This is a genomic window from Psychromonas antarctica (assembly GCF_022267535.1).
GTDB lineage: Bacteria > Pseudomonadota > Gammaproteobacteria > Enterobacterales > Psychromonadaceae > Psychromonas > Psychromonas antarctica.
Genome location: NZ_JAHNZV010000055.1, coordinates 1 through 19,009, shown reverse-complemented (window position 1 = coordinate 19,009; position 19,009 = coordinate 1). Strand labels below are relative to the sequence as shown.

The 19,009-nt window shown below is 39.5% G+C and carries 14 protein-coding genes; 6 read left to right on the top strand and 8 right to left on the bottom strand.

Annotated elements, in window-relative coordinates; genetic code table 11:
• The 3 genes from KSO91_RS11450 to KSO91_RS11440 all read right to left on the bottom strand — a co-directional run.
• A partial coding sequence (locus tag KSO91_RS11450; RefSeq protein WP_476705453.1) for an amino acid kinase family protein occupies positions 1-261 on the bottom strand: 261 nt, incomplete at its 3' end.
• Between the two features lie 16 nt (positions 262-277).
• Complete coding sequence (gene argC / locus KSO91_RS11445) at positions 278-1,291, bottom strand: N-acetyl-gamma-glutamyl-phosphate reductase (RefSeq protein WP_238743132.1); 1,014 nt, start codon at positions 1,289-1,291, stop codon at positions 278-280.
• A gap of 218 nt (positions 1,292-1,509) precedes the next feature.
• Complete coding sequence (locus KSO91_RS11440) at positions 1,510-2,562, bottom strand: HD domain-containing phosphohydrolase (RefSeq protein WP_238743134.1); 1,053 nt, start codon at positions 2,560-2,562, stop codon at positions 1,510-1,512.
• A gap of 444 nt (positions 2,563-3,006) precedes the next feature.
• On the opposite strand from KSO91_RS11440, the gene KSO91_RS11435 reads away from it, so the two are divergent.
• The 5 genes from KSO91_RS11435 (at position 3,007) to tusA (ending at position 11,576) form a co-directional block, all read left to right on the top strand.
• Positions 3,007-4,140, top strand: coding sequence for a HAMP domain-containing protein (locus KSO91_RS11435; RefSeq protein ID WP_238743131.1), 1,134 nt, complete (start codon positions 3,007-3,009; stop codon positions 4,138-4,140).
• 286 nt (positions 4,141-4,426) lie between these two features.
• Positions 4,427-6,283 (top strand): methyl-accepting chemotaxis protein, encoded by a 1,857-nt coding sequence (locus tag KSO91_RS11430; RefSeq protein ID WP_238743130.1) that lies wholly within the window; start codon positions 4,427-4,429, stop codon positions 6,281-6,283.
• 892 nt (positions 6,284-7,175) lie between these two features.
• Positions 7,176-8,324, top strand: a complete 1,149-nt coding sequence (gene argE / locus KSO91_RS11425; protein ID WP_238743129.1) for an acetylornithine deacetylase — start codon at positions 7,176-7,178, stop codon at positions 8,322-8,324.
• Between the two features lie 242 nt (positions 8,325-8,566).
• Positions 8,567-11,203, top strand: a complete 2,637-nt coding sequence (ppc, locus tag KSO91_RS11420; RefSeq protein WP_238743128.1) for a phosphoenolpyruvate carboxylase — start codon at positions 8,567-8,569, stop codon at positions 11,201-11,203.
• Between the two features lie 130 nt (positions 11,204-11,333).
• A complete protein-coding gene (gene tusA / locus KSO91_RS11415) occupies positions 11,334-11,576 on the top strand; it encodes a sulfurtransferase TusA (RefSeq protein ID WP_275113975.1) in 243 nt (80 codons plus the stop codon).
• A gap of 422 nt (positions 11,577-11,998) precedes the next feature.
• Here the strand turns inward: tusA and galU are convergent, their stop codons facing one another.
• Positions 11,999-12,823 carry a UTP--glucose-1-phosphate uridylyltransferase GalU gene (gene galU / locus KSO91_RS11410; protein WP_238743127.1) on the bottom strand — a complete coding sequence of 275 codons (825 nt, stop codon included), beginning with the start codon at positions 12,821-12,823 and terminating at the stop codon, positions 11,999-12,001.
• A gap of 695 nt (positions 12,824-13,518) precedes the next feature.
• On the opposite strand from galU, the gene rfaH reads away from it, so the two are divergent.
• The gene (rfaH, locus tag KSO91_RS11405) at positions 13,519-14,028 is read left to right on the top strand and encodes a transcription/translation regulatory transformer protein RfaH (RefSeq protein WP_238743126.1); all 510 of its coding nucleotides are present in this window, start codon (positions 13,519-13,521) and stop codon (positions 14,026-14,028) included.
• A 635-nt stretch (positions 14,029-14,663) separates the two neighbouring features.
• Here the strand turns inward: rfaH and KSO91_RS11400 are convergent.
• The 4 genes from KSO91_RS11400 to KSO91_RS11385 form a co-directional block, all read right to left on the bottom strand.
• Positions 14,664-16,556, bottom strand: coding sequence for a polysaccharide biosynthesis protein (locus tag KSO91_RS11400; RefSeq protein ID WP_238743125.1), 1,893 nt, complete (start codon positions 16,554-16,556; stop codon positions 14,664-14,666).
• An 83-nt stretch (positions 16,557-16,639) separates the two neighbouring features.
• Entirely contained in the window at positions 16,640-17,188 is a 549-nt protein-coding gene (locus KSO91_RS11395; RefSeq protein ID WP_238743124.1) for a sugar transferase, read from the bottom strand.
• A gap of 560 nt (positions 17,189-17,748) precedes the next feature.
• A complete protein-coding gene (locus tag KSO91_RS11390) occupies positions 17,749-18,024 on the bottom strand; it encodes a type II toxin-antitoxin system RelE/ParE family toxin (protein ID WP_238743123.1) in 276 nt (91 codons plus the stop codon).
• Positions 18,024-18,275, bottom strand: a complete 252-nt coding sequence (locus KSO91_RS11385; RefSeq protein ID WP_238743122.1) for a type II toxin-antitoxin system Phd/YefM family antitoxin — start codon at positions 18,273-18,275, stop codon at positions 18,024-18,026. Before KSO91_RS11385 ends, KSO91_RS11390 begins: the two co-directional genes overlap by 1 nt.
• Positions 18,276-19,009: the final 734 nt, after the last annotated feature.

Here is a 19,009-nt window from a genome sequence, read left to right as displayed (position 1 = left end):
ACCCGCCAGCGCACCGGCAACATAAGGAATTTGCTCAAACGGGGTGATCCTCAGGCCGTTTTTTTTCTTACTGACAATATTCATTTTATTTAAAAAATCTTCAACTATCACCCCGCCACCATGTACCAATAAAAGTGGACGTTGCTGTCTTTGTAAATAAGCCGTTAACGCTGAAAATAAGTTAGTTAATGCCAGCTCATTTTCAAGCACGGCACCACCTAATTTAATGAGCAAAGGTCTTTTGCATAAAGATTGAGTCATTTTCTAAAAACCCTATTTATAAAAGTGAAGTCGTAATATCAAATCCAAAACGTAAATTAATACACTGTATCGCTTGCGATGACGCGCCTTTTAACAAATTATCTATGGCGCTGAAAACAACCAAATCGTCGCCATCAACAGCCCAGCCTAAATCGCAATAAGGCGTACCGACGACATTCTTCAATGCAGGATAAAGTCCCTTACTCATCAAGCGCACAATGGGCTTATCTGCATAGGCATCCTGATAAGCTTGATCAACTTGTTCACTTGTTACACCTGATTTTAGCTGCACATTAATGCTCGCCAAAATACCGCGCTTGAAACTGCCTAAATGTGGCGTAAAGACCACGGGCAAACCTAAATGTTGATCGATTTCAGGTTTATGGCGATGCGTAAATACGCCATAAGGTTGTAAACTCACCTCACAAAAACTACTTGCAACACTCGCCTTGCGCCCTGCCCCGCTGACACCACTGGTGGCATTAATAGTTGGCTTGCTATTTTCTTTAATTAACCCTCTTTCAGCTAACGGTTTTAATGCCGTTAATGAGGCTGTCGTATAACAACCCGGCACAGCAATTAGATCAGTTTTCTTAATCGCCTCAGAATTCCATTCTGCTAAACCGTAAACCGCTTTTTCTAGTAATGCAGGGTATTGGTGCGTGAACCCATAAAACGTCTCATAGAAAGCCGTTGACTGCACACGAAATGCGCCGGAAAGATCAAATACTACTGTGTTTTGAGCGAGAAAAAGTGCAGCCAAGTTATGACTCACTTCGTGTGCAGTAGCCAAGATAACAATATCTATACCTTCGCAAGCCCTCTTGATAGCGCTATTAGCTAATGGCAGTAGAGGCAGGTCAACAACACCTAATAAGTTACCGTAAAGTTCAGATAGTTTTTTGCCCTTATCCAAACTCCCCTCTGAAACATATAAACTCGCCAATTCAATATGCTTATGACGAGTTAAAAAATGAGCTAACTCGGCGCCGGTATAACCACTTGCACCTACTATAATGGCTTTTAACATAAAAAATTCCTGTTCTATTAGTACATTAAAAATAGAGAACGTATTATAAAAAGTGGCATTCTCAGTAGAAAATAGCCATTCTAATTAGCTTTGACTATTTATGCAATAAAGCTGAATACTTATTTACAGGCTATTGCTCGTTTGCTTATCTACCAATCGCGGCGAGCAAACATCCGTAAAGCAACGACTCATGCCTAAATAAAGGAACAAAAGGACAGCTAATGCTGATCATCATCGACAAATTCAGTTTCCAAGTGATCCGCATACTGTTCTTTTATCGCTAATATTTTGGGTAAACAAGCTTTAAAGTGCGGAACTAAGTCAGGATCAAAATGCTTCCCGGATTGGTGTTCAATTAGAGCCATCGTTTTTTCAACCGACCATGCACGTTTATAAGGGCGATCGCTGGTCAGCGCATCAAAGACATCCGCAATAGCAACAATTCGCGCGCTTAATGGAATGTTTTCTCCCTTTATCCCAGCAGGATAGCCACTACCATCCCATTTTTCGTGATGATATTGCACCACTTCCACTGCCATTCTTAATAAATAAGATTCATTATCACCCAAAATATCAACACCGTAGTCAACATGCTTTTGCATAATTGCCCACTCATCTGCATTAAGCTTACCGGGTTTTAACAGAACACAATCAGGGATCCCTATTTTGCCGATATCATGCATCGGCGTGGCGTTAAAAAGAAGCTCAGACCAAGCGTTATTTCCTGTTACACGTTTTGCTAAAAAGCGCGAATACCAACTGATACGAATAACATGCCGCCCAGTTTCATTATCTTTAAATTCTGCCGCGCGACCTAAGCTTTGCACTATCTCCATACGCGCGCTTTCTAGCGCTTTGGTTCTTTCCTTAACCAAACTCATCAGATGCGTTTTCTGGTTTGCTAATTTTAAATGTGCACTTACTCTTGCTAAAACAAGCGGAGGGCTAACTGGTTTGGTAATGAAATCAACCGCACCGAGTGAAAAAGCCTTTTCAACATCTTCTATCGCCCTTACTCCGCTCACAAAGATAATGGGAATTTGAGCTGTTTCAGGCGTGATTTTCAGCTGCTTGCAAATTGCATAACCATCAATATCAGGCATCTGCGTATCTAACAAAATAAGATCTGGCTTATATTGACCATTGGTGAAATGAAAAGCGAGCGCAGCATTCATAGCCGTTTTCACATTATAATAAGGGCGCAATATATCACTCAACAGGTCAACATTCCGAGAATCCCCATCAACCACCAAAATCATCTGTTTAGTGATTAGATCGTCTAAATCCATTATTTTATCCCTAGCTAGTTTAGTCTTTATTTAGCAGTACTTCTTATCGATTAAAAAAGACATGTTTGTAGCAATCAAACTAAACCAATATAGCAGTGCAATAACATTAATAACGTCATTGTACGTCACAATATTTAGACACGCTAACACTAACGAATAGCGAAAAATATCATAATTCCAGCAACACGGAAATACTGACAACACAGTCGAAAGGTGCCGCTCTAAGTAATACCGGATAAATATAAAATGTCTGTTTTTGTTAAGTTAGTTCACAAAAAGGAACATACTGGCAGGAATAATGAGGGGTATAATGATACATATAATACTAATATACGTAAGCTTATTAACGAGAAAAAGTGGAGGAAATAGCACCACTTATAATTCGCTAAATCACATCAATATTAAATAAGTAGGAATCTGATTTACATGTTAATTAAACACAAACTAATCACTAATACTGTAGTCACTATAGTCAGTATGATTGCCATGTTGTTACTAATGAATTTTACATCATCATCTCTCAGACAAGATACGGCACTCGCACAGAATCTGGGTAAAATAGAGGCTGGCATATTGCAATTAAGATCCCATGAAAAAGATTTTCTGGCGCGTAAAAAAAGTGTCTATATTGACGAATTTAATACGGACAGTGCAATATTACAAGCGAACATTAACCAACTTAAAGATGATCTAAAAAGTATTAACGTTTCAGCCGATCAACCGATCAAATTAAGTAATATGCTAAATACCTACCAACAAATTTTTAATAGTGTCGTTGAAACACAAAGACGTATCGGCTTTGATCCGCAAAGTGGTTTTTACGGTGAGCTAAAGGTAGCAGCACTCAATGCTAAAGAAGCGATTGGCGATTCAGTTATGTTTTTTAAAATGATGCTAGAAATTCGCAGCAGTGAAAAAGATTACATGCTGCTACATGATGATCAATATATTGAAAAATTTAATAACGATTTTAACGACTTATATACCAGCGTCAAAAAAAGCTACTTAGTCCAATCGCAGAAAGACTTGATTATCAATGCATTAGATACCTATAACGTGGCGTTTTTGTCCCTAGTCAAAGAGCAGCGCATATTGGGATATAATGAGAATGAAGGCTTCCAAAAAGCACTCAATGACAGTGCATTAAAAGCTCAATTCGCACAAATAGAGTTAGTAAGAAAAACAAATGAAGCAGCCAGTCACTATCTGAGCAATCTAATGCAGTTAACTTACGGCCTGTTTTCACTGGCACTGCTCGTGTCGATATTCATCGCGTGGGCCCTTTCTCGCAATATTATGGGTGCAATTACACACATAAAAGATTCAATTGTAAGAATATCGGAGACCAATGATTTAACGATTGCCGTTTCGACAAAAAGTAATGATGAATTAGCGGATATGGCCAAAGCATTCAATTATATGATATCAAATTTCAAAAATTTACTGACATCAATAAAAAAATCAGAAGACGCGCCGGATAAAAAAACCGAGATACTAGCAGAAGATTCAATCTGGGCTGACTTTATTTATGAGGAGTCTCTCAAAGGTAACGATAAATAAAGATAGCTAACCTTGCTTACCACTAACAGTTCAGACGTTAAGTGGTAAGCAGTTTAAACTTTAAAAACAACCTGCAATTCCAGCCCACAATATATTTATACTGCAAATTATATTTTTTTTTCAAGTTAACTCACAAAAAACAAATTATTGATATCAATATTGAGGGATTGCGATATTACTTACGCGCCTAAATGGGTTAAATTAGCTACTGACTAAAAACTATAGAATAGACTTAAGTCGGTATTCGCAAATTTATTTTTTTAAACTCCTGTGGGATCAAAATATCATGCTCATCAAACACAAATTAACCTCTAATACCATTGTAACCATAGTGAGTATGTTAGCTATGCTGTTACTGCTCAATTTTTCTTCTACATCACTGCAGCAAGATATAACGCTCGCTCAAAACATAGGCAAAATTGAAGCTGGAATATTACAATTAAGAGCGCATGAAAAAGACTTCTTAGCGCGCAAAAAAGTTGAATATATTGATCTATTCAATGCAGAAAGTTCAAAATTGCAAGCAAGAATTACACAACTCAAGTCTGACCTTGAAGTGATTAATGTTTCTGCAGAAGAGTCTATTCAATTAGGTAAAGTGTTAAGCGAATATCAGCAATACTTCACCGACGTTGTGGATACGCAAAAACGTATCGGATTAACCCCTAAAGACGGACTTTTCGGGAAATTGGGCAAAGCGGTCAATGATGCCGAAGCGGCGATTGGTGACTCCATCTCATTTTTAAACGCAATGCTGCAGATAAGAAGCAGTGAAAAAAATTATATCCACCTACTTGATGACAAGTATGTTAAAGATTTTCAGGATAACTTCGCGCTATTACATGCTGATGTGAAAAAAAGTTATTTAGTAAGTACCCAGAAAAAAGCCATATTAACGGCGCTTGATAGTTACCAAACGACCTTTTTAGCGTTAGTCAAAGAGCAAAAGAAATTAGGTTATCATGCAGAGGATGGCTTACAAAAATCATTAAATGAAAGTGCACAGCAAGTATCTAACATCCAGACTAATTTAGTGGCCAAGACGGATACCGCTGTAAATAATTATGTTCAATCCATTAAGCAAATAACTTACCTTCTTTTTGCTGTGGCACTCTTTGTTTCAATCGCAGTTGGCTGGATTATTTCACGCAGTATTATGGGCGGAATTTTGTATATCAAAAATTCCATTGTGAGAATCTCCGAAACCAATGATTTGACCGTTTCACTGTCCACAAAAAACAATGATGAGTTAGCCGATATGGCGAACGCCTTCAATAATATGATTACAAACTTCCAACGCTTAATCGTTTCGGTTAACCGCTCAGTCGCTAGCCTTAATAACGCAACGGGCACACTGGCAAAAAACATTCATCAGGCTAACTCAGGTGTAGAATCGCAAATGCAGGAAACTGATATGGTTGCAACCGCCGTCACTGAAATGGTTGCCACTATTGAAGAGATTGCCAGTAATACAACCGACGCAGCAGATAAAGCAGAGCATACCAACCAAAATGCCGCTAAGGGTAAACGTGGGGTCGATGCAACCATCAAGCAAATTCGTGTTTTATCTGATAAATTGATCGAATCTGAGTCTGTCGTAAATAATCTGGCTAAAGACAGTGAAACGATTGGTAGCGTGCTCGACGTAATTCGTTCCATAGCAGAACAAACTAATTTACTGGCGCTCAATGCAGCCATTGAAGCCGCGCGCGCAGGCGAACAAGGACGTGGTTTTGCAGTTGTTGCAGATGAAGTCCGTACCCTTGCCAGCCGGACGCAAGAGTCAACTAAAGAGATCGAAAGCATTATCGGCTCACTGCAAAGCAGAACCAAAAATATTGTTAGTTTAATGAAGGACTGCCGTAGCGAAGGGCAAGAAAGTGCAGCTCAAGCAGGCCAAGCAGGACAATTACTGGAAGAGATTAATCACGATATTATTTCTATTATGGATATGACCACCGCGATTGCGACTGCGATTCAAGAGCAAAGTGCGGTTGCTTCAGAAGTTAACCGTCATGTGGTTTCTATCCGAGATGTGGCTGAAGCGACCAGCGAATCAGCGAGTCAAAATGAGCTGATGAGTAGTGAACTATCAGAGCAAGCAAAAGTATTAACCAATGAGATAAAACACTTCACTATCTAATCAGATAGCAGTAGTTACCATAAAGCCTTGCACAGTTTCGCTGCTGCAAGGCTTTTTTACATCACATCTATTATTAGGTGTAAAACCAACTCCATTAATTAAATGTCTATTGAGGTATCGGGGAAAATGGTTGGAAGCCATACTTTGATTGCAGCAACTAGTCATTCCAAAGACAACGTTAATGACAAAACGCAAATCTTATCTGTATGGGGTGTAGTTCCTTTGAATCGACGCTAGTCCCTTGCAATTAGTTGGATAATCGCTATTTCATGTTATAAAAACGCGAATTTTTGTAATGATATGCACTCCATTAATGGGACAATTAATACTTTTCGCTCCAAAACACAAAATAAGGGGCGTGGACTTTGGTCCACCTAATAAAGAATTAAAGTAAGCGGGCTGAAGCCCGCACCCCAAAAAATAAGCCTGTGCCAGCATGGTTGCGCAATTTTTTCTGTGCGTTTATTCAACACGTTCCGTCGATTCAAAAGAACTACACCCATTTGTATTTAGCTAGCAACTATTTAATAAGCATAAATGAATAAAAATTACATGCTTATGCATTCAACTTAGGTAGCAACGGAAAACAATTAAAAACTTAAAAAAATAGACCACAGAGGACACAGAGTTAAAGGAGGAAAACATAAAAGCTTATAACTTCTGTATTGTCTTTTCGCTGTGGAGCGCGCAGCGCCTCTGTTAATGAATGCGAACCGAAACGCAGTTTCGCAGTCGCATGAAGTGTGCGTGGTAGTGGTAGTGGTTTTAATCTTTTGACAAAAAATAACCAGAGTCATCTACATAAGCATGAAAAATTATTGTATTTGCGATAATATCTTTGCCTACCCGTTTATTATCATATTCATTTACTTGCTTCTTTAAAAGGTATCCTATGTCACTGCCTACTTTTTTAAATCTCTACAAAGACCTTATTGCGATCCCCTCTATTAGCTCAACGGATTCATCATGGGATCAAAGCAACTTGAAGGTCATTAATCAGCTGGCTAGTTGGCTTGAGACGCTGGGTTTTAAAAATGAAATACATGAGGTCAGCACGGCGCCGGGTAAATATAACTTAATCGCAACGTTAGGTAGTGGTGATGGCGGATTATTACTTGCGGGACATACGGATACCGTGCCATATGATGAAGGACAGTGGTTAAGTGATCCTTTTAAAGTGATACAAAAAGATAATCGTTTATATGGCCTAGGCAGCATCGATATGAAAGGTTTCTTTGCCTTTGTTATTGAAGTATTAAAAGAAATTGATCTTAAAAAACTCAATAAACCACTACGCATTTTAGCCACTGCAGACGAAGAAACCACGATGTCAGGTGCGCAGGACATTGCTCAACAAAAGAGCATTAAACCCGACTATGCGATTATCGGTGAACCAACAGGCCTCGTCCCAGTGATCATGCATAAAGGGCATATGTCCGAGGGGATCCGCATTACCGGTCGCAGTGGCCACAGTTCAGATCCCGACAAAGGGTTAAATGCCATTGAAATAATGTACTTAGTGATTGGAGAATTAAAAAAAGTACAATTGCGTTTTAAAGAAAAATATTTTAATGAACATTTTGCAGTTCCCTATCCAACGCTTAATTTCGGTGCTATCAATGGCGGGGACAGTCCCAACAGAATTTGTGGCTGCTGTGATTTACATATTGATATGCGCCCTATTCCTGGCATTAGCACCAATGAGCTCTTTATTACCGTGAAAGAATCATTATCCGAGATTGAAAAACGCTATCCTAATAGTGTTGAAATTTATCATCTGCATGATCCTATCCCCTCCTATCAATGCCCAGAACATTCTGATCTGATTGACAATGCACAGATCTATACAGGGAACAAAGCACAAAGCGCTAATTACTGCACCGAAGCCCCTTTTATACAGCAACTTGGTTGCGACACAATCGTGCTTGGGCCCGGTCATATTGCGCAGGCGCATCAGCCCAATGAATATTTAGATCTGGCTTTTGTAAAGCCAACGAAATTAGTCATTGAAAAAATGATTAAACAATATTGTATCGTTTAATCATAGAATAATATCTTGACTAAAGAAAAGCATTGGCTAAAACTGATGCAACGATAAAGTACCAAAAAACCATTAAAAAACATGTCAACACCACTCAATGTAATTTAATTACACAATAGGTAATGCAAATCAAACAAAGGCAAAACCTACATGATATAGCGTTGACTATTTCGGCTTTTATGGTAATTTATTTACCGTACTTTATTTTAACATGTAATTTTATTACAGATTAAGAGGGTTATATGACAGAACAATATGCAAATTTACGCAGTAACGTTAGTTTACTCGGGCAATTACTCGGTAAAAGTATTAGCGAGCATCTAGGTGATGAGTTTCTTACAAAAATAGAGTTAATTCGCCAACTTTCTAAATCTTCTCGAGCAGGTAATCAAGTCGACGGTGAAACGCTAGTAAACGTACTTGCGAACCTGTCAGATGATGAACTATTGCCTGTAGCACGTGCTTTTACCCATTTTTTGAACCTCGCAAATATTGCCGAGCAGTTTCATGGAATATCACGCCACTGTGATAGCGGGGTTTGCGCGCCAGATCCGATGACACAATTAATTGCTAAATTAAAAAACGCATCTGTTTCCAAAGAAACAATGCAGCAAGTGGTTAATGAACTGCAAATGAATATGGTACTGACGGCGCATCCAACAGAAATCACTCGCCGTACATTGATTCATAAACACACTGCGATAAATGACTGTTTAAGCTTACTTGAAATTAGCGACACCTCAGAAAAAGAACGCGATCAACTGCTCAACCGTCTTGAGCAATTGATCACGCAAGCTTGGCACACCAATGATATTCGCAAACATCGCCCAACACCGGTTGACGAAGCAAAGTGGGGATTTGGCGTTATAGAAAATAGTTTATGGGACGCCGTACCACAGTATGTCCGTGAACTTGAGAAAAGACTGCAAGATGGATTAGGTTTGTCTTTACCACTCGACGCATCGCCTATCAAGTTTACCTCTTGGATGGGTGGCGATCGTGATGGTAATCCATTTGTTACCGCAAAAGTCACCCAAGAAGTATTACTCACCAGTCGCTGGGTCGCGGTCGATTTGTATCTACGCGATATTAAACAGCTAACTGAAGAATTATCAATGGAGATTTGTGATCCTGCATTACGAGCCATTGTCGGTGATGATACAGATGAGCCCTATCGCACCATTCTACGTAAATTACGTGAAGATTTAAAAGAAACGCGCACCTCATTAACGGCGACTTTACGTGGTCAGAACAGCGACGCTAAAGATATTATTACACGCACAGAGCAGCTGAGACGACCACTTGAGCTATGCTACCAATCGCTTAATAGCATGGGTATGCATTCAATTGCGAATGGCCTTATTTTAGACATCCTACGCCGTCTCGCTTGTTTTGGGATCAACCTAGTAAAACTTGATATCCGCCAAGACGGATCGCGCCATGGTGATACGCTGTCTGAATTAACCCGTTACTTAGGCATCGGCGATTATAATGCTTGGAACGAAGCTGATAAACAGGCTTTTTTACTCCAAGAGTTAAATAGTAAGCGCCCACTTATCCCTGCCAGTTGGAGCCCATCAGCAGAAGTACAAGAAGTATTAGATACCTGCGATGTCATTGCAAAAACAGATCCTCAGGCATTAGGAATTTATATTATATCAATGGCACGCCAAGCCTCTGATGTCTTAGCAGTACAACTTCTATTAAAAGAAACAGGTTGCCCGTTCCGTATCCCAGTGGCACCGCTATTTGAAACTTTAGATGATTTAAACAACGCAGCCGCAGTCATTGAAGGGTTATTTGCAGTCGATTGGTACCGTGGATATATCGGTGGCGAACAGCATGTCATGATCGGTTACTCTGATTCAGCAAAAGATGCCGGTGTGATGGCGGCTAACTGGGCGCAATATACCGCGCAGGAAGCGCTGGTGAGAATCAGTGCTGAGAATGATATCAAACTGGTACTGTTTCACGGACGAGGCGGCACAATTGGACGTGGTGGTGCTCCGGCACATCAAGCTCTGCTATCTCAACCTCCAGGCTCTTTAAAAGGGGGACTTCGTGTGACCGAACAAGGCGAAATGATCCGTTTTAAATTCGGCCTGCCTAAAGTGGCAATACAAAGCTTAAACCTTTATACCGCCGCTATTTTAGAAGCAAACTTGTTACCACCGCCAGCACCTAAGCAAGCGTGGCGTGATTTAATGCAGCAGTTTGCCGAACAATCTTGTCAGGAGTATCGCCATTTTGTACAGGAAGAGCCTGATTTTGTGCCTTATTTCCGCAGTGCGACGCCCGAATTAGAACTCGGCAAACTGGCATTAGGTAGTCGTCCTGCAAAACGTAAGCCAAATGGTGGCATTGAAAGTCTACGAGCTATCCCTTGGATTTTCGCCTGGAGCCAAAACCGCTTGATGTTACCCGCATGGCTAGGTGCTGGCACGCCACTTAAAACGTTATTGGATGAAGGTAAAAAAGAGCTGCTACAAGAGATGTATCAAAATTGGCCTTTCTTCCACACGCGTTTAGAAATGTTAGAAATGGTCTTTTTAAAGGCGGATGAAAAATTAACAAAATTCTATGAAGAACGTCTTGTTCCAAAAGCATTATGGTCATTAGGAGCGCGTTTGCGCGAAAATCTCGTACTGACACGTGAGACAGTGCTAGAAACAATCCCCGATCATAAACTGATGCAGGAACAACCTTGGATTAAAGACTCCATTTCACTACGCAACCCTTATGTTGATCCGCTCAATATGTTGCAGGCTGAATTGCTCTCCCGTTATCGCAAAGAGGGGGAGGAAATTTGTCCGGTCATTGATCAAGCCTTAATGGTCACCATTGCAGGTATTGCAGCTGGTTTACGTAATACAGGCTAAACAATAGCGGCTCATCCCAGCAATGTTTTAGCTGGGATGAGCACACAGCTAAAGTAAGTGCAGCTTTAACCTCGCTTGTTGTGTCATTAATGGCGCAAGAATCAACTGCAATAACAAAGGTATATTACTTTTGACACATAAAGATCTACAACAAGAACTAAATACTCAAGGATTACGTTGTCCTGAGCCGGTGATGATGGTGCGTAAAGCAGTGCGAAAAATGCACGCAGGTGAGCTACTAAGTGTGATTGCAGATGATCCCGCAACGACGCGTGATATCCCCAGTTTTTGTCGATTTATGGACCACACTCTGGTTGAGTCCGATATAGAGCAGATGCCCTACCGTTATCTAATCCGCAAAGGCACAGAATAATACCATTGCACGTAATATCTCGATGTTAATTCAACAGACAAAATCAGCATCTTGAAGTGACATATAAATATAATTATGTAGTTAGCCTCAGTTCTGGATAATGGAAGCGAAATCAGATTAAATATCAACAAGTTAAAAAACATATTATACAGTGCTGTTAGTTTTGCGTAGTGCAAGGCGAATCATCGCAGCAATAACGGGTTATTGGTAGATGATTTAACGCAGAAATACGCGTAAATAACGGTACTGTATCGTTTAGCTTATCCAGAATTGAGGTTAGTTAGGGAAGCATGCCTTCAATCACACCTCTGACCATGTGCAGTTAACACACACTTCCAAAAACAAAAATAGATCAGTTAATTTTGCAAATCCCCCTGAGAAGCAAGGCTGACAGCAATGCGCCAGCCACTAGCAACTCACCACTAATCCTTGTACATATTTTCATAAACATAATTTGTGGCTTCAATAAAGCCAGGCACACTTCCGCAGTCAAAACGTCTACCTTTAAATTTATAGGCAAGCACACAACCTCTTTTAGCCTGCGTTAATAAGGCATCCGTAAGTTGAATCTCGCCGTTTTTACCCGGAGGAGTCTCTTTAATAATATCAAAAATATCCGGCGTTAAAATATAACGGCCAATAATCGCCATATTACTTGGCGCGGTACCGGGATCGGGTTTTTCAACCATATCATCAACACGGAAGATATTATCTTTAATCATCTCCCCTTTGATCACACCATATTTATGCGTTTCATCATCCGGCACCTCTTCAACTGCAACAATCGAACAACGGAACTGGTTATACAAAGAAATCATCTGCTTTAATACACCCTCTTCTGCATTTACGCAAAGGTCATCCGCTAGCACGACAGCAAAAGGTTCATCACCAATAAGCTCTTTGCCAATCAATATAGCGTGCCCAAGGCCACGCATTTGTCGCTGGCGAATAAAAGAAAACCGTGCTTTATCCATAATGGCACGAATATCCTTTAATTTTTCTTCTTTCGGTGTTCCACTTATTTCGTGCTCTAATTCATAATTGAGATCAAAATGATCCATTAATGAATTTTTTCCTCGCCCGGTTACTATACACATCCCAGTGAGACCAGCTTCTAATGCTTCATCAACTCCAAATTCAATCAATGGCTTATTGACGATGGGCATCATCTCTTTAGGCATCGATTTAGTCGCAGGTAAAAATCGCGTGCCGTAACCGGCAGCTGGAAATAAACATTTTTTAATCATAAAATTTCAACCTCTGTTTGATGACAATCCCAATAATTAAGTGTTCTATTTAGAGGCTCGAGAAATGCTTGCAAGCAAAATATTTATTGCAGTAGCCAGTTGGCTGGCCTAATTAGAAAATCAATATCGACGCTAACAAACATTTTAACAAGCTTAAAAGGATAAAAAATTGTTGAATTTGGTATTAATTTATTTTGCTGAAGATAGATATTGTCACTATATCATCTTTCCACCTCGGGTATCAATAAACGACCTTTGACATTTCCCCGGCCTCCTTGAACGCCTAAGCAAGATACAGCGTCACTACCTTGGGTAATATTTCCAAGCTAACACGCTATGTCCTAGCACTATGCTCTTGATTTATGCAACCTCATCAGCCTACCATCACTGCGCTTTTCACACACTAAAATGAACTTATACCATGTAGGCACACAGTTAAAACTGTGCTGCTTACTCGGCGATAAAAAGAGTGATAAAGTAATCAGTAACGGGGATGTAAAGTTATTAAGCACAGCATTAAAAACGGATTAAATTTTGACTTAAAGAAAAAGAAAGCACGCTAACGGGTCAAAACGAATTTACTGCTGAGTGCGTGTTGACGACTTTATGTACAAAACTTATCCTTAATTTATATTATTCGCTTCCCTAAGCTGTTTTCGGTATCCTGCACAGATTTAAATTTCGGGAAAATATTCATGAATAAAGAGTGGTTTGTTGTATATTGTAAAAGTCGGGAAGAATTGCGCGCACAGCAAAATTTAGAAAATCAGGGAATTCATTCGTTTTTCCCTAAAATCTGCAAAGAAAAAATGATTCGCGGCAAAAAGACAATCGTTACACAAGCGCTTTTCCCAAATTATCTTTTTATATTTATTAGTCAAGATGATCGTAATTTCACACGCATTCGTTCGACCCGAGGTATTAATGATTTTGTTCGCTTTGGTAAAGAGATAGCGATAGCATCCCCAGAATTAATCAAGCATCTGCAAGCAATTTGCCACTCAATCAACGATCTTAAAGTGGATACAAGCCTACGCCTTAAAAGTGGTGATAAAGTTGAGGTGTTATCGGGCGCTTTTAAAGGCTTAGCTGCTATTTTTTCTGAACAAGATGGCTTACAACGTTCAATATTATTGCTTAACGTCCTTAACCAAGAGAACAAGATATCTTTTAGCAATAAAGATATTAAAAAATTGAACCGTTAATTAGAAGCAATCTCTCCTGTTTTTACAGCAGCAATATCCCTTGTTTTTACAGTGATCTCTCTGCTTTTACAGCAACAATCTCTGGGGCGTGGACTTTAGTCCACCTTGTTTAAAATACAAACTTATACGTGCCAGCTTAATTCAAAAGCACAACAAGCGGACTAAAGTCCGCACCCCAAAACATAAACACTAGCAGCAATCTTTCTGCTTTTACAGCAACAATCTCTGGGGCGTGGACTTTAGTCCACCATGTGTAAATACAAACTCACCAAAATCTCTGGGCCGTGGACTTTAGTCCACCTTGTGTAAATACAAACTCACCAAAATCCCTGGGCCGTGGACTTTAGTCCACCTTGTTTAAAATACAAACTATACGTGCCAGCTTAATTCAAAAGCACAACAAGCGGACTAAAGTCCGCGCCCCAAAACATGAAAGCTAGCAACAATCTCTCTGCTTTTACAGCAACAATCTCTGGGCCGTGGACTTTAGTCCACCTTGTTTAAAATACAAACTATACGTGCCAGCTTAATTCAAAAGCACAACAAGCGGACTAAAGTCCGCACCCCAAAACATAAAAGCTAGCAACAATCCCTGGGGCGTGGACTTTAGTCCACCTTGTCAACTTACAACAAACTCAATGAGTGGCTTTCCAAACTAAATCACCAATACCATCAGTTGGATTAAAGCCGGCTGGCACTGCCAATAAAATATCTCTAATCTGCTCATGGTTAAAGGTATGACAGGCTTTATCCAGCTTTTGCAAAATAAATTCATACTCACTATAAGGTAAAAAGCTTTCATTTGCGGTCATAATGCGCTCATGTACGGTTTTACCAACATCATCACCAATCAGTAGCTCTTCAAATAACTTTTCACCTGGACGTAAACCAGTAAACCTCAACTCAATATCTCCATAAGGATTTTCAGCTGATTTTACTTCCAAACCGGATAACTTAATCAAGTTAGTGGCCAAGTCGACGATTTTAACTGGCTCGCCCATATCCAGTACAAACACATCGCCACCTTTACCCATCGCACCCGCCTGAATAACCAACTGTGCAGCTTCCGGTATCGTCATAAAATAGCGGATAATATCTGGATGCGTGATGGTGACATGATCACCTTCAGCGATTTGTCGCTTAAACAAAGGAATAACCGAGCCCGATGAACCTAAAACATTACCAAAACGGACCATACAGAAACGTGTTTTATGTTTTTCAGCAGCCAAAGATTGTAGCGTCAATTCAGCCATACGCTTAGTGGTGCCCATCACATTAGTGGGTCGCACCGCTTTATCTGTGGAAATCAACACAAAGGATTCGACCTCTGCCTCAATAGCGGCCAATGCGGTGTAATAAGTCCCAAAAACATTATTACGCACACCTTCAACGACATTATATTCCACCAACGGCACATGCTTGTATGCGGCAGCATGGTATAAAGTCTGTACGGCAAAACTTTTTAACACAATTTTCAAACGGGTTAAACGCTGCACGGAACCTAATAAAGGAATGATTTTGACATTTAACCCTTGCGTCGCAACGAGCTCAGATAGCTCTTTATCTATTTGGTATAAAGCAAATTCAGAAAGCTCAAATAAAATAAGCGACTTAGGTGATTGGCGGATAATCTGACGACAGAGCTCCGAGCCGATCGAGCCCCCCGCGCCAGTGACCATCACAATTTTATTCTTAATATTCGCAGCAAGTAGATCCGGCTTGGCCGCCACACTGTCACGACCTAGCAAATCTTCAATCGGCACATCACGCAGTTGATCGATAGTCGCAGTGCCGCTCAAAAGCTCTTCAAAATGGGGGATAGATTTCACCTCTACCGGCAAATCTACCAGCGAATTAATGATCGCTTTACGTTGTGACCGCGTTGCGCTTGGCATCGCTAACAGCACTTTGCTCACACGCATTTTAGTCACTAAATAACTTAATTTTTTGCTATTAAAAACCGTTAAACCATTGACAACGGTATTAAATAACCGTTTTTCATCATCAATAAATGCCACAGGGTGGAACTCGTGACCTTGACGTAACAAGTTAAGTAACTGACGGCCAGAGTCACCCGCACCATAAATCATGACCCGCGTTTTTTGTTTGGTATTGTATTGGGAAACAAGCAGACGCACAAATAAGCGAGCCCCGCCACACAGTACAATCAGAAATAAACTGTAAATAAGCGGAATAGTACGGGGGATAAAAAGATCCCAATAATAACCATAAACAACCAGTAACAATGCAGATGCAAAACAGCTAAGCACAATGGTCAGCAGAGCATGCACACTTAAATAACGTAAGATAGCCCGATATAGGCCCACCTTAGTAAACAATATCAACGTACTAATCCAGACTGCAATCAACACCTGCCAATATTCATTCTGGTAAATGAAACTGAGATCATCCAAACGGATAAAAAAGGCACCAAAAAAGGCAATGCAAATAAATAGTGCATCAATAACAACACTAATTATTCTTTTGTAATATCGCGGAGTTGCTAAAATTGAATCAATCACAGTCATGGGAACCTTGCCATAGCGCGTTTAACGCGAAAAGCTTACAGAGAAGAGAAATATAGCACAAAAGCGGCCGTGGAGAATGACAATTATTTTACGCGATCACCGGAACCACTGCCTGTCGCTGTCATAATAATATATTTAAAGTAATCTTTAATAGTCAATGTTTGAATCATTTTTTGATCGGTTTCCGCAAGCAGTTTAGGCGTTGACATATCAATGGTATTAACCTGCGCAAGCCCGGTGATTCCCGGCAGCACATCATAAACACCACGACTATCGCGCTCGTTAATTAATTCGTCTTGATTAAAGAGGTTAGGACGCGGTCCGACAAAACTCATTTCCCCTTTTAACACGTTAATTAGCTGAGGTAATTCATCAATTTTAGATTTACGTAAAAATGAACCTAATTTAGTAATAGAAGCGGTGCTAGCAAGGTGACTTGCAACAGACTTGGTATCCACTGACATCGTACGGAATTTAATAAGTTTGAATGGACGTTTGTTTTTCCCCACACGCTCCTGAATAAAAATAGGTGCGCCAGTATCAAAATAGCCAATAATAGTGACAATGAGTAAGATAGGGAAAGTGATAATTAGGCCAAAGAAAGCCATTAAAAAATCGAAGATGCGGACCATAAACTATTTAGCCTTGAAATTATTAACGCAGTAAAATGTGTGGGGCGAAGAATACACTATTCAGTATATTTATAGAAGTACCTCTAAAACACTAAAAAAATAGGGTTAGCTTTTGATCTTTTCTCCTTAAGCGAAGCACCTCATTCCTTTCTCACTGTGCATCATTTTTCATGCTTATGTAGATGATTCAGGTGATTTAAAAAAAAAGCTTAAAAACACTACCACAGAGCACACAGAGGCGCTGCGCGCTACACAGAGAAAAGACTAAAACATACCTTATAAGCTAATTACTGCTTGTTTTATGTTTTCCTCCTTTAACTCTCTGTTCTCTGTGGTGCATTTTTTTATGATTTTAATTCTTTTTCTTGTTTACCTGAGTTAGGTACATAAGCATGTTATTTTTTGACTTTAAAGAGTATTCAAAACAAAACTCACAAGAAGGAGTGAATGAGAAAAAAAGAGGTAAAACAGAATCAAAAACATGATTAGCTTTAAATCTTTTCTCCTTAAGCGAAGCGCTTCATTCCTTTCTCACTGTGAATAATGTTTTTGTTCGTAATTTAATAGACCTGCTCATGGCTACCTACATTGAGTAAAATAATCTCAGTTTCTGTTATTTTAAACTCAACAACCAATCGATAACTCATATTTATTGATATTGAAGATAAACCGCTCAATCTCCCTTGAAGCTGATGTAATCGAAGAGAGGGATGATATGGATTTAATTCAAGGAGCAAGAGTGTTTTTTCATATTGCTTTATTAACTCGGGATGCTTACGTATAAATTTTTTGGCTCTTTTCAAATAACTATCAGGAAAAATAAGCTGAAATGGCATTAATCAATCACCCGTTTTATATGGGCTGTTACATCTCCTGTTTGGAAGTTCCCACTAGCAATATCATTTTGAGCTTCAATAAGTGCAGCTTCTAATTCATATTCTCGTAATTTATTGTATTCATCTAACTTAAGCACCACATATTTTTGCTTACCCCGTACCGTGATAATTGCTTCATCATCAGATTCAAAAGCCGCATTCAGTACAGATACGCCCTTCGTTTTTAATTCATTTGCTGCAATATTAGTCATAATCACTTCTTCTCCATCATCAATAACACTCTAAATAGTACTATTGCTATTACAGTAAAGCAAATTAAAGAAATGAAAAACAAGGAGGTAAAACAAAATCAAAAAACAGGGTTAGCTTTTGATCTTTTCTCCTTAAGCGAAGCGCCTCATTCCTTTCTCACTGTGCATCATGCTTTTGACTTTAAAAGGCATTAAAAACAAAACGCACAAAGAGGAATGAATGAGAAAAGAAGGAGGTAAAACAGAATCAAAAAATTGGGTTAGCTTTTGATCTTTTCTCCTTAAGCGAAGCGCCTCATTCCTTTCTCACTGTGCATCATGCTTTTGACTTTAAAAGGCATTAAAAACAAAACGCACAAAGAGGAATGAATGAGAAAACAAGGAGGTAAAACAGAATCAAAAAATAGGGGTAGCTTTTAATCTTTTCTCCTTCTCACTGTGCATCATGCTTTTGACTTTAAAAAACATTAAAAACAAAACGCACAAGGAGGAATGAATGAGAAAACAAGGAGGTAAAACAAAATCAAAAAACAGGGTTAGCTTTTAATCCTCTCTCCTTAAGCGAAGCGCCTCATTCATTTCTCACTGTGAATAATGCTTTTGACTTGTGAGCTTACGGCTGCATAGTTTGACTTGGGCGGTTAGCCCAATTCAGTCTTTTTTGGAAAGCAAGTCAGCCGTTACTCACTATTTTCTAGATAATTCCATGGCAGGTAATTTTCTGGGTTGGCTTT